This is a genomic window from Halanaerobium saccharolyticum subsp. saccharolyticum DSM 6643 (assembly GCF_000350165.1).
Lineage (GTDB): Bacteria > Bacillota > Halanaerobiia > Halanaerobiales > Halanaerobiaceae > Halanaerobium > Halanaerobium saccharolyticum.
Window position 1 is genome coordinate 525,990 of record NZ_CAUI01000023.1, and the last position, 23,986, is coordinate 549,975.

At 33.1% G+C, this 23,986-nt stretch carries 21 protein-coding genes and 1 riboswitch; of the genes, 1 reads left to right on the forward strand and 20 read right to left on the reverse strand.

The window, feature by feature from the left end; translation table 11 throughout:
- Positions 1 to 89 precede the first annotated feature (89 nt).
- From HSACCH_RS12625 to HSACCH_RS12650, 6 genes are all read right to left on the reverse strand, one after another.
- The gene (locus tag HSACCH_RS12625; RefSeq protein WP_005490316.1) at positions 90 to 3,335 is read right to left on the reverse strand and encodes a hypothetical protein; all 3,246 of its coding nucleotides are present in this window, start codon (positions 3,333 to 3,335) and stop codon (positions 90 to 92) included.
- Positions 3,336 to 3,591: 256 nt separating this feature from the next.
- Entirely contained in the window at positions 3,592 to 4,971 is a 1,380-nt protein-coding gene (locus HSACCH_RS12630) for an MATE family efflux transporter (protein WP_005490317.1), read from the reverse strand.
- Between the two features lie 25 nt (positions 4,972 to 4,996).
- Positions 4,997 to 6,280 carry an MFS transporter gene (locus HSACCH_RS12635; RefSeq protein WP_005490318.1) on the reverse strand — a complete coding sequence of 428 codons (1,284 nt, stop codon included), beginning with the start codon at positions 6,278 to 6,280 and terminating at the stop codon, positions 4,997 to 4,999.
- Positions 6,281 to 6,564: 284 nt separating this feature from the next.
- Positions 6,565 to 7,701, reverse strand: coding sequence for a glycerate kinase family protein (locus tag HSACCH_RS12640; RefSeq protein ID WP_005490319.1), 1,137 nt, complete (start codon positions 7,699 to 7,701; stop codon positions 6,565 to 6,567).
- A 33-nt stretch (positions 7,702 to 7,734) separates the two neighbouring features.
- A complete protein-coding gene (locus HSACCH_RS12645) occupies positions 7,735 to 8,988 on the reverse strand; it encodes a cation:proton antiporter (protein WP_152416057.1) in 1,254 nt (417 codons plus the stop codon).
- A 154-nt stretch (positions 8,989 to 9,142) separates the two neighbouring features.
- Complete coding sequence (locus HSACCH_RS12650; RefSeq protein ID WP_005490322.1) at positions 9,143 to 10,120, reverse strand: D-2-hydroxyacid dehydrogenase; 978 nt, start codon at positions 10,118 to 10,120, stop codon at positions 9,143 to 9,145.
- 257 nt (positions 10,121 to 10,377) lie between these two features.
- Positions 10,378 to 10,462: riboswitch (cyclic di-GMP riboswitch) on the forward strand.
- Between the two features lie 60 nt (positions 10,463 to 10,522).
- Between HSACCH_RS12650 and HSACCH_RS12655 the strand changes: the two genes are divergently transcribed.
- Positions 10,523 to 10,933: a hypothetical protein gene (locus HSACCH_RS12655; RefSeq protein WP_005490323.1), complete on the forward strand. Its 411-nt coding sequence runs from the start codon at positions 10,523 to 10,525 to the stop codon at positions 10,931 to 10,933.
- Between the two features lie 109 nt (positions 10,934 to 11,042).
- Here HSACCH_RS12655 and kduD read toward each other — a convergent pair whose 3' ends face one another.
- The 14 genes from kduD to HSACCH_RS12725 form a co-directional block, all read right to left on the reverse strand.
- Positions 11,043 to 11,807, reverse strand: a complete 765-nt coding sequence (kduD, locus tag HSACCH_RS12660; RefSeq protein ID WP_005490324.1) for a 2-dehydro-3-deoxy-D-gluconate 5-dehydrogenase KduD — start codon at positions 11,805 to 11,807, stop codon at positions 11,043 to 11,045.
- Positions 11,808 to 11,867: 60 nt separating this feature from the next.
- Positions 11,868 to 12,698, reverse strand: coding sequence for a 5-dehydro-4-deoxy-D-glucuronate isomerase (gene kduI, locus HSACCH_RS12665; RefSeq protein WP_005490325.1), 831 nt, complete (start codon positions 12,696 to 12,698; stop codon positions 11,868 to 11,870).
- Between the two features lie 85 nt (positions 12,699 to 12,783).
- On the reverse strand, positions 12,784 to 14,061 hold the full coding sequence (locus HSACCH_RS12670; protein WP_005490326.1) for a TRAP transporter large permease: 1,278 nt from the start codon (positions 14,059 to 14,061) through the stop codon (positions 12,784 to 12,786).
- Positions 14,062 to 14,066: 5 nt separating this feature from the next.
- The gene (locus HSACCH_RS12675) at positions 14,067 to 14,543 is read right to left on the reverse strand and encodes a TRAP transporter small permease (RefSeq protein ID WP_005490327.1); all 477 of its coding nucleotides are present in this window, start codon (positions 14,541 to 14,543) and stop codon (positions 14,067 to 14,069) included.
- 50 nt (positions 14,544 to 14,593) lie between these two features.
- Positions 14,594 to 15,592: a TRAP transporter substrate-binding protein gene (locus HSACCH_RS12680; protein WP_005490328.1), complete on the reverse strand. Its 999-nt coding sequence runs from the start codon at positions 15,590 to 15,592 to the stop codon at positions 14,594 to 14,596.
- A 191-nt stretch (positions 15,593 to 15,783) separates the two neighbouring features.
- A complete protein-coding gene (locus tag HSACCH_RS12685; protein WP_005490329.1) occupies positions 15,784 to 16,566 on the reverse strand; it encodes an IclR family transcriptional regulator in 783 nt (260 codons plus the stop codon).
- A gap of 195 nt (positions 16,567 to 16,761) precedes the next feature.
- Positions 16,762 to 17,769 (reverse strand): LacI family DNA-binding transcriptional regulator, encoded by a 1,008-nt coding sequence (locus tag HSACCH_RS12690; RefSeq protein ID WP_005490330.1) that lies wholly within the window; start codon positions 17,767 to 17,769, stop codon positions 16,762 to 16,764.
- 214 nt (positions 17,770 to 17,983) lie between these two features.
- Entirely contained in the window at positions 17,984 to 18,583 is a 600-nt protein-coding gene (locus tag HSACCH_RS12695) for a nitroreductase family protein (RefSeq protein ID WP_005490331.1), read from the reverse strand.
- A 140-nt stretch (positions 18,584 to 18,723) separates the two neighbouring features.
- Positions 18,724 to 19,347 (reverse strand): NAD(P)H:quinone oxidoreductase, encoded by a 624-nt coding sequence (wrbA, locus tag HSACCH_RS12700; protein WP_005490335.1) that lies wholly within the window; start codon positions 19,345 to 19,347, stop codon positions 18,724 to 18,726.
- A 143-nt stretch (positions 19,348 to 19,490) separates the two neighbouring features.
- The gene (locus HSACCH_RS12705) at positions 19,491 to 19,682 is read right to left on the reverse strand and encodes a YgaP family membrane protein (protein WP_005490336.1); all 192 of its coding nucleotides are present in this window, start codon (positions 19,680 to 19,682) and stop codon (positions 19,491 to 19,493) included.
- A gap of 102 nt (positions 19,683 to 19,784) precedes the next feature.
- Positions 19,785 to 20,876 carry a DUF362 domain-containing protein gene (locus HSACCH_RS12710; RefSeq protein WP_005490337.1) on the reverse strand — a complete coding sequence of 364 codons (1,092 nt, stop codon included), beginning with the start codon at positions 20,874 to 20,876 and terminating at the stop codon, positions 19,785 to 19,787.
- Positions 20,877 to 20,933: 57 nt separating this feature from the next.
- Complete coding sequence (locus tag HSACCH_RS12715) at positions 20,934 to 22,049, reverse strand: aminotransferase (protein ID WP_005490338.1); 1,116 nt, start codon at positions 22,047 to 22,049, stop codon at positions 20,934 to 20,936.
- A gap of 171 nt (positions 22,050 to 22,220) precedes the next feature.
- A complete protein-coding gene (locus HSACCH_RS12720; RefSeq protein ID WP_005490339.1) occupies positions 22,221 to 23,063 on the reverse strand; it encodes a carbohydrate ABC transporter permease in 843 nt (280 codons plus the stop codon).
- Positions 23,063 to 23,929, reverse strand: coding sequence for a carbohydrate ABC transporter permease (locus HSACCH_RS12725; protein WP_005490340.1), 867 nt, complete (start codon positions 23,927 to 23,929; stop codon positions 23,063 to 23,065). The genes HSACCH_RS12720 and HSACCH_RS12725 overlap by 1 nt, the downstream gene beginning before the upstream one ends.
- Positions 23,930 to 23,986 lie beyond the last annotated feature (57 nt).

The window sequence follows — 23,986 nt, forward strand, 5'->3', positions numbered from 1 at the left end:
AAGCAGCAAATTATAAAAAATAATTTAAAAAATGCAAAAAGGCTAAAGCCCAAATCAGTGGCTTTAGCCTTTTTTTATACTTAATTATCTTAATCTAAGAAAATATTAATTTCCTTAAACTCACCTGCTCTTATTTTTTGAGCCAACTTGCCTTTAACTGCACTGCCTTTTACCTGATATTTTTCTCCAGACTGAGCAATCAGTTTAAATTCAGTGATGCTTACTCCATTTTGACCAAAGGTATTTGCTCTTTTTGGATTACGATAAATCACTAGAGTGCTGCCTAAAAATCTGTAAGCAAATGAATCAGCAGGTATTTCTACTTCAACTGATTTTTTTTGACTGAGCTGAAGTTTCTCCAATCTTTTTTCTGATGTAAAGAGTTCTGCTATTAAATTAGGCTCTGGAGCATAAACAAGTTCACCCGACTGAAATTTAAATGGTTCTTTACCAAAAGCCATCAGCGACCACATATTTATATATTCTGCCGTAGAGCCACTGAGTCTTGCAATATAGCCGCGTCCATGATTTTTGCTGTCTCCATTTAAGCTGCTTAAAATAAAAGAAGAGTTTTCTAAAATACTGCGTCCATAAATTTTCGGATCCTGAAATGGAACTAAAGCATCATTTATTGCCTGATAATACTCTTCGTAGAGCCCATTTTTAAGCAGCTCAAGTAAATACTTATACTCCATATGCAGCCAGATCGATCCATTTTCAAGCCAGCCAGGACTAAAAGCTCTTGCCCTACCGATTTCATAGCTTTCTTTGCTTAAATCTCCATTTACTCTGTACATACCTAACTTTGAATCGTATAGTTCACTTTTTTTAACACTCTCGGCTAGACTTTGAGCTTGATTCTGATCTTTTAAAATTTTCATCCCTCTAACCTGTGCTTCCAGAAACGGCGGCAGTTTATGTTGTTTGAACTTCTTAACAGTAACCTTTCCCAGTCCATTTTCTGACGTAGAAGCAAGTTTTTCGTATTCTTCTGCCTGATAGCTGTAGTACATTGTATAAAGTCCACCCTGCTCTTTTGCAAGTTCAACTGCCCGTTCAAGTTTTGCTTCAATCTTATTTAAAAATTTATTTATTTTTCGCAGAGAAACTGTCTTTTTTACTCCTTTTAGGTTAGCAAAAACCTGCTCCCTATATTCTTCTTTAATCTGACCAGCCTGCTGCCAGTAAAGAAAATCCTGATCTGTTTTTATTTCAGTTAAAATATGATCCAGATTGTCTAAGAAATCAGAAAGTTCGACTGCCAGCTTAATCTCTGTTTTTGAACTAGTTTCTGCAATAGCTGCCGACATAAATCTGGTCAGTCTTAAAAGTTCCATACTCTCAGCAATAGAGGATCCGAATAATCCCGGCAGTCCATTTAAAGCATCATACCAACCCGGCTTATTTGCCTCCATCTCAATCCCCATTCCGTAAGGATCAAGGCTGGCCGCTTTATTAAGAACTAAAGTCAGCAGCTTATTGAAAAGACTGGTGGTATATATTTCGCCAGCTGCAGTTCTTAGATAATATGGAAATTTATTTCGGGCAGCAATTTCTTTTTTCTTGGCTTGATCTGAAATAACTGCATTGTACTGTCTGGGTCCATTTTCTGTTAAGAGATACTTCTGACTGCGGGGCTGAACTTTAACATGGGAATCATAAAAAGTATAATCAGTTTTTTCAAAAAGCAGTTCTTCTTTCTTTTCTGGATAAAGAGCCAGATAGTTTTCGATCAAATCTAGATTGTAGGTCCAGTGGTCAATCCAGTAGCCCTCGCCAAATTTAGCTTCGGTCCAGCTTACTGCTTCTTCAACAATTAGATCAATAAAATCTGTAAACGAAGTTTTTAGTTCAAGCTTATGATTATCTATAAAGACAGCTATTTCACCTGGAGTAAATTCTTGACCTAAGCGCTGATAAAATTTAGCTTTTGCCTCTCCCTCAACTTGCTTCATCACCTTTTTCAAAGAAAGATCATTATCTAAATAGAATTTACTGCCTTCAATAACTAAGGGGTTGTAGCCATCTACTTGAATTAAATCAGCAAACATTTTAAGATTATCCCTTTCAATCTCGGGGTTAAAGTACAGATCACAGCGTCTATTTTGGTTGACATCTCTAAAGTTACCATTACCTTGAGAGTAATAGGTTGGTTCTAATAGAAAGTTATTATAATCTCTTTCTAAATCTCCATGTTTGCGGGAAAAAATGTGATATGTCTTTTTATTTTCCTGCCCCAGTGATAGCGGGAAACCTCCCCGAAGCAGATTATCCATAAAAGTTTGACGGCTGTATGCATCAAGCTCTTTTTGACCGCTAACTGTAAAAATATGATCTGCATAATAGTTATGGATATTTTCTGATTCAGCTCTTTTTTGCCGCAGATAATTCGGCTCCAAAACGCGGTCTTTAATTTCACTTAACCGCTCTTGATCTGAAAGATTACCGAAAACTGAAGCTATTTCTAATTTCTGATCTGGATTTAAAGTCTTTTTTGCTGCTGCCATAGCAGCTGGAAAGCGATTTTCTAAAATCTGCTCTCCCTGAAAATCAGCCAATTCTTTTCTGGCAAAACCCGGGGCTGTTTCTAAGCTTGTTTTTTCAGCAAAAATCACATCTGGATCTACTAAAGGAGTTAAAAGCTTATTTTCAGTTCCTTTTTCAAATGAAAGATAAAAATTACCAGCTGTCATTTCTTTAACTTCTGCTTCATCTTCTGCTGAGGCACGGAGGCGATAAAATGGTGTTTTAGATTCAAAGGAATCAACCATAGCCCAGGCCGAAATAGTTTGACTTACTTCTTTTAACGCTTCATTTTCAATACCGAAAGGAACTAAAATCGGCATTCCATCTAAAACTTCAAGCTCTCTAGCTTCAGCGGCTGTATTTTCTACCGCTACTTCTCTTACTAAAGCACCATAATCTTCATTGGGAAGAATATAATAATTAACTATTGTTTTTAAACCAATTTCAAGATTTTCTTCTTCAATTTTTAAAGAATCAGGGGCAATAATCATCTTAGTACTGATATTCTGATTAAGATTCCTAAAGGGCTCATAAACTTCCTTCTCGTCTACTAATTTAATAAAAGTACGAAAACCCTTAGTTGATACATTTTGATAAGATTTATTTGCTGGGTAAAATTCCATAATTGCATTATCCTTATTACTGGAACCAAAACTTGCAATACCCTGACCGCGATTAACATAAAATGCCCAAATTGGAATCCCAAATTTACCTGCTATTCCTGGCAAAAAACTGGCAAATGTTTTCTGCTGCTGGTAATCTTTGATTATAAACTGACCTTTTTCATTTAAAAAATACTGCTCATTCATCTTTTTCCTCCATTCTAGAATTTCGTTACGTCAAATCTCAATTTTTATAATAAACTTTAAATTTATGTGTGAATTTATTTTACTAAAAGGATTTAGTAAATACATAAAAAAACACTTTTTAATTACCTTAAGTATAGGTTATGCTCTTTATTTTGTCAAGTGAATTTTCTAATAATTTGCATAATATACTTTTTTATTAATCAACTGGAGCCTTTTCATTAAAAACTCCAGTTTTTTGTTTTGTGAGCTAAAAACATTAAATCGCTTTTTTCTCTTTCCAGCTGCCCTTTTTAAACCAGATACCACCAATAATTGCACTTAAAAAGTTGGAAATAAACATTCCCCACCAGATACCGGTAGTTCCAAGCTGAAAGTAATTTGATAAAAGTCTAGCTAACGGCACTCTAAACCCCCAAAGAGCAACTACTGCCAGCACCATTGCAGCTACCGTATTTCCTGCTCCTCTAAAAGACCCACCAATTACTATCCGAACTCCTAAAAAGCCAAAAGATAAGCCAACAATCTTAAGAAAGTCGACTCCAATTGCAACTACTTTTGGATTATCATTAAAGACTGATATAATCTGAGCCGGGAAAAATTGAGTAACTAAAATCATAGACATCATTAGACTAAATGTTAAACCTACAGCTGTCCAGGCAATTTTTTCCGCCCGATCAGGATCATCTGCCCCCATAGTCTGGCCAACCATAGTTGTAGTTGCCATCGAAAGCCCACGCATCGGCATCATTACTACTGATAAGATCCTATTTCCAATTCCATAAGCAGCAACTGCCAGGGTTCCAAATTCAGAAACTATGCCCATTAAAAAAGTCATTCCCAGAGCAATAATTGACTGTTCTGCTGCCGAAGGTGTACCTAATTTAATTATTCTTTTTTGAACTTTAAAATCTGGAATTAAATTTTTAGCATATAGTTTAATTCCTTTTTCACCTTTAAATAATAAATAAACTCCATATAAACCAGCCAGAGCTCTTGCTAAAACAGTTGCAATTGCTGCTCCTCTAACACCCATTTGTGGGAAAAAACCCCAACCTAAAATTAAAAACGGATCAAGAATAATATTAAAAAGAGTTGAAAAAACCATCATCTTCATCGGTGTCTTAGTGTCTCCAACCCCTCTTAAAAGAGCTGTAAACACAAAAAAGATAAACATAAAAGCTACTCCAGCAAAAATAATATCTAGATAAGCAACAGCCTCGTCCATTATATTTGCTGGCGCACCTATCCAGCCTAAAATTGTCCTGTCAAAAATAAAACCAGCTGCACCAAAGATTAGAGAAAGAAAAATAACTAAGCTAAAGATTTGACCTGCTACATGGTCGGCCATCTTTTTATTATCTGAACCAGTATACTGAGCAACTAATGTGGTGCCAGCAATTGTCATTCCTCCCCCAATAGATATCAGTAGAAAAACTAAAGGAAAACCAACAGAAATTGCTGCAACAGAATCAGCACCAAGTTTACCAACCCAAAATGTGTCAGCTAAATTATATAAAACCTGCATCGTATTACCGACCATAATCGGCCAGGAAAGTTTAAAAAGGGTCTTTGGTATTGAATCATTTAAAATTGCTTCTCTGTTATTTAAATTATTTTTTTGTTTTAATTTCTTCATTTTAAACCACCCGACTCTAAAATAATTAGGCTCTGTTTTTTAAAAACCCACTATCTTTAAAAACTACAAAAGCTAAAAGTAAAACTGCGGCTGATGCAAAAAATATTACAACCTTAAACATTACTGCCATGCCAAAGTTATCAATTAAATAGCCACCTAAAAGACTGCCAATAATACCTGCAGCTCCAAAAGCTGACATCATTGCTATGCTCTGAGCGGTAGTTTTTAAAGCTGCTGGTGCAACAAGTTTAACATAATAACGGACAGTTACTAAAAAAACTCCAAATGATAGAGACTGCAGCATTCCAAAAAATAAGAAATATACAGGCGAAGTTGCCACAGCTGCAACTATAAATCTGATTAGATAAAAGAAAGCAGAAAACAAAAGTAGAGAATTAGTCTTATATTTTTCCAAAAAATATTTAGCTGCAAAAAATATAGGTGCTTCACTTAAAGCATTAAAAAAGAACATATAACCAAGATCAGTAGAATCTCCGCCAACTGATTTAATAATTGGCGCCAGATAAACAAAAATCATCTGGTTTGGGATAAATATCATCAGAGTAATAAAAAGTATAAAAATATAATCTGGATTTTTAAAAAGCCGCATTATATTTTTGTCATCTAATTCAGATTCAATCTCTTCAACTGCTGCCAACTTTAAATCTTCTGTCTTTATATCTTTAGCTTCTATTCCCTCTAAATCATACTCTTTTTGTTGAAGTTCACTATAACTATTATCTTTAATATTTAGCGCTATGATTACTAAAATAAATATTATTACTCCATAACTTAAAAAATGAACCCGCCAGCCAAATTTATCAATCACCTGACCAAAAACTGTAACTATAATTGCAAAACCAATTGATCCCCAGGCCCTCATAAAACCGTAATTATGAGCTGTATGAGCAGAGGTCTCTAAAATCCAGCTGTCCAAAACTGACTGTTGGGGCTCCCATAAAAAACCGACAATTCCAATTGAAACTGCCAGCATTAGATCTCCATAAAAAGTTAGAGGAGTAATTACAAGTCCCATTAAAGACATGGATATAATAAATACCATTTTTCTATTTTCCAAACGATCACAGATATAGCCAACAATTGGGGGTGCAATTAACCCCATAAATGTCCGCAGAGACATTAAAGTCCCAATTCTCATATTGCTGTAACCTAAATCACTAAGATAATAAACTAAATAAGCTCCATAAACTGCCCAGGAGCTCCAAAAGAAAAACTGCAGAAATGAAAATTCTGCTATTATTTTATATGAATTATTTGATTTTACTTTTTTGACTAAATTGTTAACCATAAATTGTAGATAATAGCTGCTAACTTAAAATTTATAACTTAAGCTGCTATTAACTCCTTCCTGAATATAATTTAATCTTTTAAATTAAGTTACTTCTATATATATAATACTAGAGAATAATTGAAATACCTTTAAAAATTGAATAATAATTATAAATTTAATTAATTATAGTTTAGAAACAAATTTAACTAACTTAATATTAAGATAATCTAAAAAAGCAGCTAAAACTCAAAGTAAAGAGCTTTAGCTGCCCATAATATTTAAATTATTTAATTGACTTTTTTCTACAATCTTTTAATTTGTATTGTCCTAATAATTTGTTCACTTAACTTAGCTAAGAGTTTTGGACTTTCTTCTATTATTTCTTTTAATGCAGCTGGCCGGTCTATAATAGAAAAATATGAGTTAATTCCGTGGTCTAAAACTTTTTCTACACCCTCACCTAAAGTACCTGCGATAGCAATCACTGGTATATCTTTTTCAGCAGCACTGCGGGATACTCCAACTGGGGTCTTGCCATAAATACTCTGCCCATCAAGCATTCCTTCACCTGTAATAACCAGATCAACATTTTTCAGCCTCTCTTCAAAATTAATCAAATCTAAAATTATAGTGACCCCAGCTTTTAATTCTGCATCTAAAAATGCAACCAAACCTGCACCTAAGCCTCCTGCAGCTCCTGCTCCAGAAATTTCATTTGGGTTTTTATTTAATTCTTTAATAACGATATCATTAAAATGACGAAGATTTTGATCAAGTATTTCTACCATTTCTGGATTTGCTCCCTTTTGAGGAGCATAAACATAAGCAGCCCCCTCTTTACCATAAAGAGGATTATCTACATCACAGGCAGCTAAAATTTCAACATCTTTTAGTCTGGAATCTAATTTATCAAGTTTTATCTGCTCTATTTGACTTAAGCTGCCTCCACCAAAATCTATCTGTTCTCCTTTTTCATCTAAGATCTCTGCTCCTAAAGCCTGGGCCATCCCAACTCCAGCATCATTAGTCGCACTACCACCAATGCCAATAATAATTTTTTGAGCACCCGCATCAAGAGCGGCAGCAATCAGTTCACCTGTCCCATAAGTAGTAGTTTTTGAGGGATTCTTTTTTTCTTCAGGTACTAAAGGCAGTCCAGAAGCTGCAGCCATTTCAATTACAGCAGTTTTCTTATCTCCAAGCAGACCATAAAAAGCTTCAACCCTATTGCCCAAGGGGCCAGTAACCTTCTTTTTTATAATTTCTCCTTTAGTTGCATCAACTAAAGACTGAACTGTACCTTCTCCCCCATCAGCCATCGGCAATAAATCAACATCTATTTTTGAATCATAATTATGTATGCCATTTTTTATATTCTCTGCAGCTTCCATTGCAGTCAATGAGCCTTTAAAAGAATCAGGAGCTACCAGTATCCTCATTTTTTATCCCCCATTTTAAAGTTTTTAAAATAGTTAACAGCGTTTTGTCTTCATCTCGTCTGATTTAATCAACGCATATTCTGTTGCTAAAGAACCAAAGATTTCAGTAAAGATTGAGGTAAATAAAATAACATTTAGGATTAACATTGAAATATTTGAAACATTTCCTCCAATATGTACAAAATCTTTCTGAATTATGAAAGCTAAATCAATTGTAATTCCAATCTGTGGTATCAAACCAAAACCTATGTAATCTTCTACATGTTTAGGAGCAGAAGATAGTTTAGCCCCTAAGTGGGCTCCGCCAACTTTTCCAAGCATCCTCATAAATGTATAAGCAAAAGCTACTATTAAAAAAGTCTGATCAAACAAATTACTTATATCAAGTTTTGTTCCAGCTAAAATAAAGAATGTCGCCAGCAGCGGCACAGTCAAAACATCAATTTTGTCTGAAACATCCAGCCTACTTTTCGGTACATTCCGATAAACAAAGCCTAAAGTTAGATTGGCAAATAGCGGTGAAATATGAAAGAAGACTGCTGCAGCACTTGTACCGATAATAGTTGCCAGAATAAGTAATATTTTTCTACTTTCAGAACTACATTTTATCATTAAATGCTGAGAAATATATCCAATTACTAAACCAAGTAAGATAGCAGCTGTAACTCTTAAAAATGGTGTTAAAAACATATTCATAAAAGTTAATTCCACTTCTGGAGACGCCAATATGTAGGATAAAGGCTCCATAAATGAAAATATTAACAGTGCTAAAAATTCATCTAAAGCTAAGACAACCATCAAAGTTGCTGAATACTCTCCCGGAATACCATATTCTTTTAAAACCATAACAGTTGCAGCTGGAGCTGTTGCGGTAGCTATTGTTCCAAATAAGATAGCTACAAATAACTCTTTTCCTAATAAAAGCATTATTCCTGAAACTAAGACAAAAGCCCCTATTGATTCGAATAAAACTATTAAAGTTAACTCAAATTCTAATTTTTTTAGAATTTTTATGTACAAAGAAGTACCAATCCCAAATGAAATAAATGACACAGCTAAAACAGTTATGAAATTTAAGGTGTTCAATAAGTAATTATACCAGGCCAAAAATTCCTTTGATAAAAAAGAAAAATTACCAACCACACTTTGACTAAATATGGTCCCTAATAAAATATAACCAACTACACTGGGGATTCTAAATTTATCTGTTATCGTTTTTACAATAAAAGCTGCTAAAAATAAAAGCCCAATCAAATAAATTAATCTATGACTTTTATGATTAAGCATCATCCAATACTGAAGACCATTTAAATTCTCTAAGACACCATAATCAGTAATCTATATCACATCCCTATAAAATTTTTAAGAAATTTTCCAAGTATAATTATATATTAAGATACCAGCTAAAACAATACCAAAGTAAATCAATTATCTTTATTGATTAATTTAAATTAACCTGATTCTTTATATTTCCTTCGAGAAAACTTTTTATATTTTCATAAACTATTTCCATTAAACACTGTCTTGATTCTTTAGTGGCCCAAGCTATATGGGGAGTAATAATTGTTTTCTCAGAATTTAAAAGCAAATTTGATACTGCCGGCGGTTCATTTGTCAACACATCAAGAGCAGCAGCTTGAATTTTGCCCGCCTCCAGGGAAGCTGCCAGATCATCTTCTATAATTAAACCTCCCCGAGCTGTATTAATAATAATTACATTCTTTTTCATTTGAGCAATGCTCTTTTGATTTATCATTCCTGCAGTTTCTTCAGTTAAAGGACAGTGCAGACTTATAATATCAGATTGTTTATAAAGCTCTCTCAGCTTTAAAAATTCCAGACCCTCGGTCAATATATCTGGATCTGAAATTTTTTCTTGCGGACTGCGATCATAGACTATAACCTTCATACCAAATGCTAATGCCAACTCAGCAGTCCGCTGACCTATGCTGCCAAAACCAATTATTCCTAAAGTCCTATTTTTTAACTCAATTAAAGGATAGTTCCAAAAACAAAAATCTTCAGACTGAGTCCATTCCTTTGCTTTAACTGCTCTATTATGTTCACCTACATGTAAAGCTGCCTCTAAAATCAAAGCTAAAGTAAATTGTGCTACTGCATTTGTACTATAATCAGGTGCATTTGTTACAATTACATCATTTTCTGCAGCTGCTTTAATATCTACAACATTATAGCCTGTTGCTAAAATTCCTATATATTTTAATCCTGGCAGGCTTTCTATTGTTTTTCTTTTTAGCGGAGTCTTATTTGTTAATAAAATATCTGCTCCTTTAGATCTTTCTAAGATTTTTTCTTTAGGAGTTCGATCATAGATTTCAAGCTCTCCTAAGTTTTTTATCTGATCCCAACTTAAATCGCCTGGATTTAGCGCATATCCATCTAAAACTACAATTTTCATTTATTTTTCCCCCAGTTTATATTTTTCAAAATAAGAAATATTCTTAGTTTATGCTGATGGTTTTAGTAAATAAATTACTTTCATTAATATTATTCTATTTAGAAGAGGGTCTTCCTTCTTTTAGTCTCCGGATAATTTAAAAAGTAATATAATTATTTTATTGATAAAATATTAAATTTAAAGCAGGAGTCTGGACTTTTATGTTTAAATATAAATATAGAAATAAATATAAATATTTACATATATTATTTTCAGTCTGAAAACAAAGGCACAATAATTGAAAGATTATTACGCAAAGATCTGAGTCTAAGGATTTAATCTATGACTGTCAGATTTGCCTCAGGTATAGAAGCCAAAGTGAGAACAAGAGTAGTGATAGCATCTTATACAGGAGGGATAAATATGGGGATTTTTAACTTTTTAAAGAGAAATGAGAATCAAAATATTAAATTTTTTGAGGAAAATAATCTGGAATCTTGGTGGAATCACAGCTTTAATGACAGAGAAAAAAAGAGAATTATTTCTGAAAGCTCAAATTTACTTAATAATTTAAATTCAGACAAAACAGCTGCCAGAACCTTATATCTGCTTGCAGGAAATGTTATTACAAGATTTAATAATAATCCTGATCTAATAATACGTTTACTTAAAAAAGCAGCAGAACTTTCAAAAGAGCCAAAGGAGCGCTTTGAAATATATTCTCAATTGATTAAAATGCTGCAGGAAGATGAGCAAAATGAAGAAGCTATTAAGTTAATTAGAGAGGCTGAAGCTCAAAATTGGGCGGGTAACTGGCAAGAACTTAAAAATTAGATGCTTTAATTTAAATTTTTAAAATACATATAGCCTTAAAATAAATATCAATAAATATCAAAAAGCTTAGATTTCTCTTTGAAAGAGATTTCTAAGCTTTTCTTTTTGCTTAACTTGCCAGCCAGCCCCCATCAACAGGAATCAAAGCCCCATGCATATAATCAGAAGCCTCAGCTGCTAAGAAAATAGCTGCACCTTTTAAATCATCATTCTGTCCCCAGCGTCCAGCAGGTATTCTGCTTAAAATGGCTGAACTTCTTTCTTTATCCTTTCTAAGTGGGGCAGTGTTATTTGTAGCAATATAACCAGGTGCAATTGCATTAACATTTATCCCTTTTGCAGCTAATTCATTACAAAAAGATTTAGTAATTCCAGCTACAGCATGCTTACTCGCTGTATAAGACGGGACAAACTTACCTCCCTGATAAGAAAGCATTGAAGCAGTATTTATAACCTTCCCCTGAACATTATTATCTACAAAATAATTAGCAACTTTTTGAGTTAATAAAAATAAACTTCTTAAATTAACTTTCATTACAGAATCCCAATCTTCGACTGTAAAATCTAAAATAGGATTGCGTCTTATCATTCCTGCATTATTAACAAGTATATCTATTTTCCCATATTCAGCCAGTGTTTCTTCGACTATTTTATCTAAATTATCTTCTTTCATTAAATCTGCCTGAATTGCTAAAAATTTTCGCCCTGTTTTACTTTCGATAGCTTCTTTTACCTCATCTAAATCACTGCGGGCTACTCCCGCTATATCAGCTCCAGCTTCTGCTAAGCCTTCTGCAATTGCATAACCAATCCCAACAGGGCTTGAACAACCTGTGACAATAGCGACTTTACCTTCTAAATTAAATAAATCCATAATATCTCTCCTTAAAAACCTTTCTTTACTTTAAAAATTCTTTGGAATTAATTTTTGTTTTTATTTTAAATCTGCCATTGCTACATGATCCATATCAGAAAAAGTCTGATTTTCTCCAACCATACCCCAAATAAATGTATAATTACCGGTTCCTACACCAGAATGGATTGAATAACTGGGACTAATTACAGCTTCTTCATTTCTGACTACTAAATGTCTGGTTTCATCTGGTTCGCCTGTTAAATGCCAGACTACATTATCGTCTTCAATATCAAAGTAAAAATACACTTCCATTCTGCGATCATGAGTATGACAGGGCATAGTATTCCAAACATTTTGTGGTTCTAAAAGTGTCATTCCCATTAATAGCTGACAGGTATCAAGCACATCTGGATGTAAGTATTTATAAATAGTTCTTTTATTTGAATTTTCTTCAGCACCAGCTTCTTGTGGCTTAGCATCTTTAATATTTATTTTTTTATTAGGATATTTTTTATGGGCAGGAGCACTATTTAAATAAAACTTAGCTGGTTTTTTTGAATCTGCACTGCTGAAAACAATCTCTTTATTTCCCATTCCAACATAAATTCCATCTCTTGAATTAAGATCATATTTTTCTCCATCAACTTCAATAGTTCCAGCTCCGCCAATATTAATTACTCCCATTTCTCTTCTGGCCAGAAAATATTCTGCTCCAATTTCTTTGCCAGCTTCTAACTTTAATTTTTTACTAACAGGTTTTATTCCCCCGGTAATAATTCGGTCTATGTGACTGTAAACCAATTTTATCTCATCTTTTTGAAAAAGACCTTGAACTAAGAATTCTTTTCTCATTTTTTCAGTTGTATAATGTTTTGCGTCTTCTGGATGTACACCATTTCTAATTTCCATAATAAATTTCATCCCTTTCTAATTGATAAGTAATAATCTGATCTGTTCAGCTTAAAGATATTTTTATTAACTATTGACTTAATAGTTAAAAGAACATAGATGGTATCCACAATGAAACTTGTGGGAAAAACGTAACAAGAATTAAAACTAAAACATTACAGGCTAAAAAAGGTAAGGTTTCCTTGGCAATTTCCATTATTGACATATCAGAAAGTTTGGCTGCCGCGTTTAAGCACATCCCAATCGGCGGAGTAGCGAGTCCAATTCCCAGTCCAACTATTAAAATTGCTCCCAGCTGTAATAAGTCCATGCCTAAGGTCTCCATTACTGGTACTAATATTGGTCCTAATAATAAGAGAGCTGGACTAACATCGATAAACATTCCTACCAGCAAAATTAAAATATCTAAAAAAACTAAAATCCAAAAATAACTAATATTAAGTGATAAAATAAAATTCCCAATATTATCTGGTATTCTTTCAAAAGCCAAAATCCAAATAAAAATATAAGCAAATGCAATAATAACCATAATAGTACTTGAAGTTAAAAGTGTTTCTTTTGCAACTTCAGCAAATTGACTCAACTTCAATTTTTTATAAACCAAAAAACCTATAATTACTGCATATAATACTGCCACCCCTGCTGATTCAGTTGCAGTAGCTACTCCTAACGAAACAGATAGCACAATAAATACCGGCATCGAAATAGATAATATTCCATCAACTGATCTTTTCAGCATTTCTTTTATTTCAAATTTACCTTCTTCAATTGGATAATTATTTCGACGAGATATTATATGAACTAAAAATAACTGGGTGGTACCAATTAAAAGTCCTGGAATTAAACCAGCTAAAAATAAAGCACCAACTGATTCATTAGATATAGTTGAATAAATTATCATGGGAATACTTGGCGGAATAATCATTCCTACAGTTGAAGATCCAACAGTAACTCCAGTTGCAAATGCTTTACTGTAGCCCCTATTTTCCATTTCTGGTATCAATACTGAGCCTAAAGCTGATGTATCAGAGACTGACGATCCCGATATACCACCAAAAATCATGCTGGCAATTACATTAACTTCTCCAAGACCACCTTTAAATGGTTTAACAAGATAAGAACAAAAATCTATAATTTTTCTGGTTATACCACTTAAATTCATTAACATTCCCGCCATACAAAATAAGGGAAGGGCTACCATAACTGAACTATTTGCCCCTGCCCAAATTCTTTGCGGCATCATAATTAAAAAATCTGGGTTTAAAATAAAGTAAGCCATACTTGAGAGACCAAGTGAGAAACTTATAGGAAGCCCAAGTAAAATAAATATAAATAATGATAAAATCAATGCTGTAACTGCCATTTAATTCACTCCTGAAGTCTAATGTCTTTTATTTTTTGTATAATATCTCCAAATATATAGATTAATAAGAAAAATGAACTAACAGGTAAAATTGCATAAAAGTAACTCATCGGTATTCTCATTCCTGGATTAACAACATTTCCAACTCTTTTAATCCACCTGATGCTGACATTAATAATTTGCCAGTTAAGATAAAAAATTAATATATCAAAAACAATATTAAATATAATTTTTAATTTAGGAGGGAACCTGCTGTACAGTATATCTATAGACAGATGTTCATCGCGCTTAAATGCAACTACTGAGCCAAAAAAAGTGGTGAATATAAACATTAATACTATTAATTCCTGAAACCAAACATAAGAAATTCCAAATAAATATCTCAAAGCAACTGACATAATAACCATTAGCCCTATTAAGATTATAACTGCAGTCAATAATTTCATTAGTACTTGATCTAGAATATCAATAATTTTATCCATCTAGTCACCTTCTTGAGAAAGGGCCAGCTTTTAACCAGCCCCCCTAATTTTTAGTTAGATGCTGCTTCTCTAATTTCATCAATTTCTGCCTGACTAAAGAAACCCTGCTCAATATAATAATCATATACTGATTGTGATGCATCAATAAACATTTGTCGCTGTTCATCAGTTAAATAATTAACTTCCATTTCTTTTTGAAGTACTGCTAAAGAATCTTCAGTTCCTTCTCGATTTAGCTCATCATTATAAATCATCATCTTATCTGCACATTTTTCTAAAGTAACCTGGAGCTCAGAATCTAAAGAATTATACCAATCTAAACTTGTATATAATGGACTTGGGTGAAACTGATAATTTACTATTGTTAAGTATTTTTGTACTTCATATAACTTTTTATCTACCATATTTGTAAATGGATTTTCTTGTCCATCTGCAACTCCTGTTTTTAAAGCCATATATAATTCAGCATATGGTACTGAAACAGGATTTCCACCAATAGCTTCTATTGTTTTAATAATACTATCAATAGGTGGAGTTCTCATTTTCAATCCCTGCATATCGGCAGGAGTCTCTATTGCTCTTTCGTTGTTGCTGAAGTTTCTCAATCCACCTGCAACACCGGTTGCTAAAATCTTTATGTCATTAGCTTCAGCTGCAGAAGCAATTTTATCACCAATTGGTCCCCGAATTATATCATGAACTGCACTGATATCTTCAAATAAAAATGGCATAGTGTAAATCAGAAGTTTTGGCGAAGCTGCTTCAAATTGGCCACCTAATGTTGCCTGAATTGCTCCCATTTTAACACTTTCCAGCATTTCTGCTTCTGTTCCTAACTGATTTGAAGGATATATTTTCACTTCTACTCTGCCATCAGTTTCTCTTTCAACTATCAATTTAAAATATACACATGCTTTATGACGAGGAGTTTTAACTGATTGACTGTGTCCAATTTTCATTTCATAATCTGCTGCAAAAATACTACCACTTAAAATAAGACTAACTAGTAAAATCATCACTAAAATAGAACTAATTTGACATTTTTTCATTTTTTCCCCCTTTTTTGATTAAAACAACCCAACAAAATTATATATCCCTCCTTAGACAAAAAATTATAAATCAAAAAATTTTAAATAAATTCAAGATTATTTTTAAAATCAATATTCAAAATATTTAAAACAAAGATTATTTCATATATATGAATAAAGTTTCATTGGATTTGCTAAAAAAAATATTTTTTTTAACTTAGCTGGTATCCTAATTTAAATGAAATGTTTAATGATTCATGATGAATAGCATTTAAATTTTTCTCCTTATTTTTTTTAACTCGTTCTGTATCTCCAGTTATTCCAAGAGCAGCTATAACCTCTTTGTCTGCATTGTAAATTGGCATTGCCAGACAGGTAGTACCCCTAAAAACTTCTTCTCGATCAACTGCATATCCTTTTTCTCTAATTTCTTCTAATTCTTTTTCTAATTGCTTAGAATCAGTAATAGTATTCATATTAAAAGCTTTTAATTCTATTTTCTCCAACAACTCTTTTCTTTTCTCTTCTGGCTGAAATGCTAGCAAAATTTTCCCAGCTGCTGGTGCATGTAAGGGTAAGCTTAAACCTACAGTTCCTCTAGTCTTAGTATTTTTAGGCGCCTCGATAATCTCTAAAAAATATAAGTTTTCTTCAAAAATAATTCCTAATTGTGAAGTTTCTCCTGTTTCAGCAGTCAATTCTCTCATATAAGGCATCGAAATATTTCTTAATTCTCTGATATAGTCAACTTTATTGCCCAATTGAAATAATTTAAAGCCAAGGGTGTATCTTTTAGATGACTGATCTCTTTCAATCAGCTGGTTACTTTCTAAAGTTTTTAAAATATTATAGGCTGTCCCATTAGGTATTTTTAAATCTTTAGCGATATCTGACATATTTTTTTCAACTTGAGAATCGGCTAAATATTCAAGAACTTTAATTGCTCGATCTAAAGTAGTTTCTCTTTTATTGGTTGAATTAGCTATAATAATCACCTCTTTGAAACTTTTTTCATATATATAAAACTTATTTCACAATTATATTATACAAAGTTGATTTCTATTTGTCAAGTAATTTGAAAATTATTTTAATTTTTTACCCATTGCGCAACTAAATAAAAAACAGCTCTCAACTAAGAAAGCTGCAATTTAAATCAATTATTATCTTTTATAAATAGTTTTTTTTAAATTCTATAGTTTTTTAGTTGAATTTCTTAATACAAATTCAGTATCAATTATTTCAGCTTCAACTTTTTTTTCAGGGTTATTAATCATTTCTAAAACCATATTAGCGGCCTCAATTCCCATTTCATCTTTTTGCTGACGAATTGTAGTTAAGGCTGGATTTAAGTACTGGCTGATTTCTATATCATCAAAACCGACAATAGAAAAATCATCAGGAACATTTAACCCTGCTTCCTTAATTGTCTGCATGGCCCCAACTGCTATTTCATCACCCATACAGAAAATTGCCGTTGGCCGATCTTCTAATTTTAAAATTTTCTCCATTGCTTTAACCCCGCCATCAACACTAAATCGACCCTGAATAATCCATTCGTCTTTAATTTCTAAATTCTGTGCTTTCATCTCAGCTTTATAACCAGCTAGACGCTTTTGAGTAGGAATAGTAATTTCTTCACCTTCAATAACTGCAATCTTTTTATGCCCTAATTCTGCCAAATGTCTTACAGCTTCTCTGGCTCCTTTTTCATTATCAGAAATAATATAGGAAGCTTTGTCATCAGAAATATCAAGATCAATAAAAACTGATGGGATTTTAGCATTTAAAAGTTCAGGTAATTTAGGATCATCCTTGGGAACCCCCATTAAAATAGCACCATCCACATTCCGGAACTGACATTTTTCTAAATAACTAAACTGATCTTCCCAATTAGCAGAAAATAAGATCATATCATAATTATTTTCCAGCAATCTTTCTTCAAGACCAGATATAATTCCTCTGAAGAAAGGATGTTTTACACCACTATCTTGATGGTCTTTAAAAAAGAGTCCAACTAAAAAAGATTTATTAGTTCTTAAAGACTGAGCATTGGCATTTGGCCGATAGTTATTTTCTTTAATAATTTTTAAAACCTTTGCCTTAGTAATTTCTCCAATATCATCATAACCATTCATTACCTTAGAGACAGTTGCTACAGAAACTTCTGCCTTTTTGGCAATATCTTTAATTGTCAACATTCAGATCATTCCCTTATATTAGTTACATTTATTTCCCCTATTTTTATCTCATTTTTATTTTATCATCAATTTAACTAAATTTACAGTCATCTGTCTAATTTTATCTTTTATTTAAAACAAAATGCGAAATTGATTTAGTAAATTTGCAAAAAAACAGCTCCCAATTAAATCTTTTGGGCAGCTGCCAATCAAGTTAAGTTTATATGATTTTAATTTACTTATAAACCTTTACTCTCTGTTCTAAAGGATCAAATTCTTTTTGATCAGCTTCTTCTACAGGATTACCAAAGGGCATTTGAGCTACAAATCTCCATTCCTCTGGTACATCCCATTCTGCTTTTACATCTTCTGCTATTAACTCAGTGTAGTGCTGAAGTGATGCCCCTAAACCTTCACTTTCTAAGATTGTCCAAACATTATACTGCAGCATCCCGCTTGAATGTTGTGACCACTTAGGAAAGTTATCACTATAAAGTGGGAAACGCTGCTGCAGATTTTCTACAATTTCCATATCTTCATAAAACAGAACAGTCCCATAACCACTACGGAAACCATCAATTTTATCTCTAGTTGAATCAAAATCTTCGTTAGGAACTACCTCTCTTAAATTAGATTCAACTATATTCCAAAACTTATTATGCTGATCATCAAATAATAAAATTACTCTACCGGTCTGGGAGTTAAAAGAAGTTGGCGTATATTTTACAGCGTGTTCAACAACTTTTTCGACTTTTTCCTCTGAAACAACCTTTTTATCATCTATATTATAATAGCTTCTTCTTTCTTTTACTGCCTGATAAATATCTTTTGCCATTATTAAAACCTCCAATTAATATTTTAAAATTTCTATGTAAAAACCCCAGCTGTGGGAGCCAGGGCTTTTAGAATATATTGGAATAAGATTAATTGCATTTTAATGATCACTATCACTTTTCTGTTCTAACTTTAAAATTTCTATTTAGTTGACTGAATTCCGGCAGCAACTCTGGCTACTCTCTTGGCAAGTCTACCTGCCATATTTAAGTCACCTTCTGTTGGTACTTTACTTCCATCAGGTCCTGCAACTGTAGATGGACCATATGGTGAACCACCTTGCAGTTTGTCTTCACTTAATTCAGGGTTTTGACCATAAGTTGAACCAACAAAAATCATTCCAAAATGAATTAGAGGAAGCATTGAACTTAAAATTGTACTTTCTTGACCCCCATGGAGTGTATTTGTACTAGTAATAATTCCAGTAGCCTTATCTTCCAATTTGCCTTCTGCCCATAAGCCACCTGCGGTATCAATAAATTGCTTGACCTGAGCTGGCATATTTCCAAATCTGGTTGGAATACCCCAAACAATACCATCAGCCCATTCTAAATCAGCTAAAGTAACTTCTTTTTCTTCTGACTGAGCTTCTTGAGCAACTAAATAGGCATCTTGACCTGACATCGCTTTTTTAGCAGCTTCTAGTTCCGGTATTTTTCTTAATTTTACCTCATGATTTTCTGCTTCTGCTGCATTTCTAGCAACTTTTGCCATCTCATAGATGTGTCCATATGAACTATAATATGTGACTAACAATTTTGCCATTTCTGAATCCCTCCTGCTAATTTTATTTGTCATAATAATTATTTTAAATTATATATTATAATGAAATCTGAGTTTTATACTACGAATTAATCTCAAAAAAAATTTATATAAATTATCCCTGATCTACAGGGATAATAAATTAACTAATTATCCTTTTTGGTGTTAATTCCAAAAAGTTTGTACAGGGCACATTTTCCTGTTAGACCTGTGTAGAGTGGAATAATACCTAAAATACCAAAATATTTTGCATTCCCTTCTACAAAAAAGAACATTGACAGGAGAACAATACCAAGAATAATCCTGATCAGCTTATCTGTTTGACCAACATTTTTCATAACCTTTCCCCCTTCAAATCATTAATTTAAATATTAATTTTTATTTCCTAATTATAAATTATCATCTAAGACAATAACTTTCTGTATTATTGTTTACATTCCTCAAATTAAATTGTGCGCAATCAAATCTAATATATCTTTTGCAGAAGGTGGGCAGCCCTTAACAAAACTATCAGCACCACTGCAGCAGCTGCCAATTCCAACTCCAGAAAATTCTTCCCCCTGATAACCTTGACCAATTTTAATTTTAGTATTTATTTTATCCAGCTTCCCTTTTTCTTCTATTCGTTTTAAAGCATGAATTAAACTGCCATAACAGGCTGAACAGGCATTATTAGCTTCTATTCTTTCTGCTAACTTTTTAATTTTTTTGGAGGAATATTCAATTTCAACTCCCTGATCTTTATTTAATTCAACTATTTCTGCCCTGGATAAATCTTTAAAACCAACTCCTATTTGAGCAGCTATTTCTATATATTTAACTTCGGCTGTAGAATAGCCGAGCAAACTAGCTGCATAACTATCAACCAGCACCGGATCTTGAGCAGCAATAATTCTATTCATTTTAACTGGATTACCGCCTTCTTCAAAATCTAAATCTCCATAAATACCATCTACAATAACTAAATCTTGTTTTAAAAGCTTATTTAAATAAGCTATCGGCTGATGCAGTCCTTGGCGGTGAAATTTTCTTTTTTCAAAATCAGAAATACAACCCTTAAGATTTTTCAAAGCACAGGTGATATTAGTCTGACAGTGGCCTTTAAGCACGGGAAAATTGATCAAATAATCAGCTGCAAGAGCTTTTTCTGCTATTTCAATTTCTAAGCCCTGATAAGATTTTTTAATGAAATTATCATTTTTTAAATTATATAATGGAAGATCATAATCCTGGGCCAGCTTTTGATAACCGCAGACTTCAAAGGCGGTATCAGTATCTGCTCCCACCCAGGAACCTTCAATAATCATCAAATTATTAAAACCTCGCTGCTGAAGATATTCAATAACTCCCTGCACAATTTTGGGATCAGTGGTCGCTCCAACTTCTGCTTTAGTAGCATTGATCAAATTTGGTTTTAAAGCAATCAAATCATCTAACTGCAGCTCAGCTTCAATTTTAGTTTTTTGCAGCAGTTCCTGAACCATTTTCTTAGCCTGGTCACCATAATTAATAAAAATTTGATTTTGTTTCACAAAAATCACCTTCCAGCTGCTTTTGTTTGCTATTTAGTAAAGATTATTTAGATAAAACTAATTGTACTCATGCAGAAATTCTTTCAGCAGAGCTAAACCTGTTTTTAGCTCACTTTGATTACCAGCAAAACCAATCCGAATAAACTTTTCTCTACCAAAGGCAATCCCCGGTACAACTAAAACACCTTTTTCTTTAAATAACTTTTTAGCAAAGCTTTCAGAGTCAAGATCCAACTTATATTTTAAAAAAGCTGTTGTACCTCCATTTGGTTTAACATATTCAATTAAATCTTCACTCTGCACCCAATCATCTAATAGCTCAAGCTGTTTTTTTACCTTGGCCAGATTTCTTTTTAAAATCTTTTCCTTATTTTCCAGAGCAATTACAGAAAGATAATCAGAAATCATGCTGTTGCTGATAGTTGTGTAATCACGATGCAGTTGACAGAGTTCTATCACTGCTTCAGGTGCAGCAATCCAGCCCATTCTCAGTCCAGCTAAAGAGAAAACTTTGGACATACTGCCCACACTTATTCCTTTTTCGTAGAGATCAACAATAGAAGGTATCTCTTCCTCCAGATCAAAACCACGGTAAACTTCATCTGCTAAAATATAAGCATCAGCAGCTCTTGCTATTTCCACAATTTCTGCTAAGATTTTTTTGTTCATAACTACTCCCGAAGGGTTGTTGGGATTATTAATTGCAATCAGCTTTGTTTTTGGATTAACTAGTTCTTTGAGTTTTTCTAAATCTGGCAGAAATCCATCCTCATATTTTAAATCCAGCTTTTTAACTTCCGCTCCAAAAGACTCAGGAATAGAATAAAGCTGCTGATAGGTTGGAAATACTGAAACTACTTGATCATCAGCTTCTACTAAAGAATAAAGCAAAAGAAAGTTAGCCCCAATAGCTCCATGTGAGGGTAAAATATTTTTGGGATCAACACTGTCATAAAGACTGCTGACTCCTTTTTTAAAAGCAGCTGAACCCTTGATATCTCCATAGGTAAGCTGCATCTTTTTTATTTCTTCCAGCCTGGCAGCTGGATTATCACTAAAATTTAATAATTCCTCTACTGTCAGTGATTCCACACAGGTTTCTGCAATATTGTATTCAGCATCCATCTCATACTCATTCATCCACTCTTCTACTTTAAATGCTGCTATTTTCATTTTTTTGCCTCCAATTTTATATTTGTGAATTATTTATTCTGTACCCGGTACCAACCAACATCCAGATAAGAAATGCTTATGGCTATTTTATCAGAAAAATAAGAAAAACTCTACCAGCTTAGCTAGATTAGCTAAGCAAGTAGAGTCTTTTTTGCTAAAAAATATAAATTTTTACTTGCCTGAGCCCATTGTCAAACCTCGAATAAAGTATTTTTGTAAGAAAACAAAAACTATAATTGTCGGAATAGTAGCCAGTATTGCTCCGGCTACTAAAACACTCCAGGAGGTTATAAAATTACCTTTAAGTGTTGCCAGACCAGCAGTTACAGGTTTAAATTTATCATCGCGCAATAAAACTAAGGCCCAGATATAATCGTTAAAAATCCAGGTAAATTCTAAAGTTCCAAGTGCTGCTAGAGCAGGCAGAGAAAGTGGTAAATAAATTTTATAAAAAATCTTAAATTCTGAAGCTCCATCTATTCTTGCTGCTTCAGATAATTCATCTGGAATAGTTATCATGTAATTTCTTAAGAAAAATGAGCAAAAACCCATCTGAAAAACAGTATGAATCATTATTAAACCCCAGTAATTATTATAAATTCCCAGAAAATTACTCAGCTGAAAGACTGGAATTAATAAAATTTGAAATGGGATTAACATTCCTCCCACAAACATTAAATAAATTATCATATTACCTTTAAATTTATATTTCGCCAGCGCAAAACCAACCAAAGAAGATAAAGCCAGAGTTCCAATTAAAGACGGAATGGTTATTATAAAACTATTTTTTAAGTAGGTATTTAAATTCCCCTCTGACCAGGCTGTGGCAAAATTACTAAAGGTCACCTGATCAGGCAGACTCCAAAATCCATTATTCATGATATCATCCATTGTCCTGATCGAAGTTAAAAAAGCGCCAAATACAGGCAGCAGCCAGACTAGCACAAATAGTAAAAGAGCTATAAATATAGCTGCATGTTTAAGTCTCTTTTTTTGATGTAGCGATAAATTCATTATTCAAGCTCCCCTTTCCTGATCTGGCGTAAATAAATAACTATAAAGATAAACATAATTGCAAATAAAACTACAGCTATTGAAGCCCCATAACCCATATTATAATTTTTGAAAGCTTCGGTATACATATAATGTGCTAAAACATTGGTTGAATTAAAAGGCCCACCTCTAGTCATCATGCTGACAAAGTCAAAAGCTCTCAGGGACTGAATCATGGTTATTACAATTACAATTACGGTGGTTGGCTTTAAAAGTGGTAGAATAATATATCTAAATCGCTGCCAGGGACTGGCCCCATCAATACGAGAAGCCTCAATTACAGTTGGCGAAATTGCTGTTAAACCAGATAAAAATAAAAGCATTACATAACCTGTATGCCGCCAGACTGCTGCTCCAATAACAGCATATAAAGCAGTATTTGGGTTGCTCAGCCAGCCTCTGGTTAATCTTTCTAAACCAATATAAGTTAAAGTATTATTTAAAAGTCCACCCTGAGGTTGATAAATCCAGGACCAGATTAAGCCAATTACAACCGGTGCTAAAATCATAGGCGAATAAATAGCCGCCTTATATCCTCTTGCCCATTTAATTTCCTGACTCAAAAGCATTGCTAAAAATAGACCGACAGTAACCGGAATTGCCATAAAAATTATCAGCCATTTAACATTATTAACTAATGATGTATAAAAAATAGGATCATTAAATAATTGCAGATAGTTATCGATTCCCTGAAATTGAGGTGCTGTTATCCCGTCCCAATTTGTTAAGCTTAAATACATGGTATAAATTGTTGGTGCAATAACCCAGACAGTATATAAGCTTAAAGGTATTGACAAAAATAACCATGGAATATGCTTTCTCTTCAAATTCTAAACCTCCTAAAAATTATCACCTGTGAGATATTATCCCACAGGTGACTTTAG

Excerpts from the sequence above, each read along its gene's own strand:
- HSACCH_RS12640 (WP_005490319.1), bottom strand. The coding sequence starts at position 7,701 with ATGAGGATACTGGTAGCTCCTGATTCTTTTAAAGGCTCATTGACTGCA.
- HSACCH_RS12720 (WP_005490339.1), bottom strand. The coding sequence starts at position 23,063 with ATGAATTTATCGCTACATCAAAAAAAGAGACTTAAACATGCAGCTATA.
- HSACCH_RS12695 (WP_005490331.1), bottom strand. The coding sequence starts at position 18,583 with ATGGCAAAAGATATTTATCAGGCAGTAAAAGAAAGAAGAAGCTATTAT.
- HSACCH_RS12630 (WP_005490317.1), bottom strand. The coding sequence starts at position 4,971 with ATGAAGAAATTAAAACAAAAAAATAATTTAAATAACAGAGAAGCAATT.
- HSACCH_RS12655 (WP_005490323.1), top strand. The coding sequence starts at position 10,523 with ATGGGGATTTTTAACTTTTTAAAGAGAAATGAGAATCAAAATATTAAA.
- wrbA (WP_005490335.1), bottom strand. The coding sequence starts at position 19,347 with ATGGCAAAATTGTTAGTCACATATTATAGTTCATATGGACACATCTAT.
- HSACCH_RS12680 (WP_005490328.1), bottom strand. The coding sequence starts at position 15,592 with ATGAAAAAATGTCAAATTAGTTCTATTTTAGTGATGATTTTACTAGTT.
- kduI (WP_005490325.1), bottom strand. The coding sequence starts at position 12,698 with ATGGAAATTAGAAATGGTGTACATCCAGAAGACGCAAAACATTATACA.
- HSACCH_RS12650 (WP_005490322.1), bottom strand. The coding sequence starts at position 10,120 with ATGAAAATTGTAGTTTTAGATGGATATGCGCTAAATCCAGGCGATTTA.
- HSACCH_RS12645 (WP_152416057.1), bottom strand. The coding sequence starts at position 8,988 with ATGCTTAATCATAAAAGTCATAGATTAATTTATTTGATTGGGCTTTTA.
- HSACCH_RS12690 (WP_005490330.1), bottom strand. The coding sequence starts at position 17,769 with ATGTTGACAATTAAAGATATTGCCAAAAAGGCAGAAGTTTCTGTAGCA.
- HSACCH_RS12670 (WP_005490326.1), bottom strand. The coding sequence starts at position 14,061 with ATGGCAGTTACAGCATTGATTTTATCATTATTTATATTTATTTTACTT.
- HSACCH_RS12705 (WP_005490336.1), bottom strand. The coding sequence starts at position 19,682 with ATGAAAAATGTTGGTCAAACAGATAAGCTGATCAGGATTATTCTTGGT.
- HSACCH_RS12625 (WP_005490316.1), bottom strand. The coding sequence starts at position 3,335 with ATGAATGAGCAGTATTTTTTAAATGAAAAAGGTCAGTTTATAATCAAA.
- kduD (WP_005490324.1), bottom strand. The coding sequence starts at position 11,807 with ATGGATTTATTTAATTTAGAAGGTAAAGTCGCTATTGTCACAGGTTGT.
- HSACCH_RS12635 (WP_005490318.1), bottom strand. The coding sequence starts at position 6,280 with ATGGTTAACAATTTAGTCAAAAAAGTAAAATCAAATAATTCATATAAA.
- HSACCH_RS12675 (WP_005490327.1), bottom strand. The coding sequence starts at position 14,543 with ATGGATAAAATTATTGATATTCTAGATCAAGTACTAATGAAATTATTG.
- HSACCH_RS12715 (WP_005490338.1), bottom strand. The coding sequence starts at position 22,049 with ATGAAAATAGCAGCATTTAAAGTAGAAGAGTGGATGAATGAGTATGAG.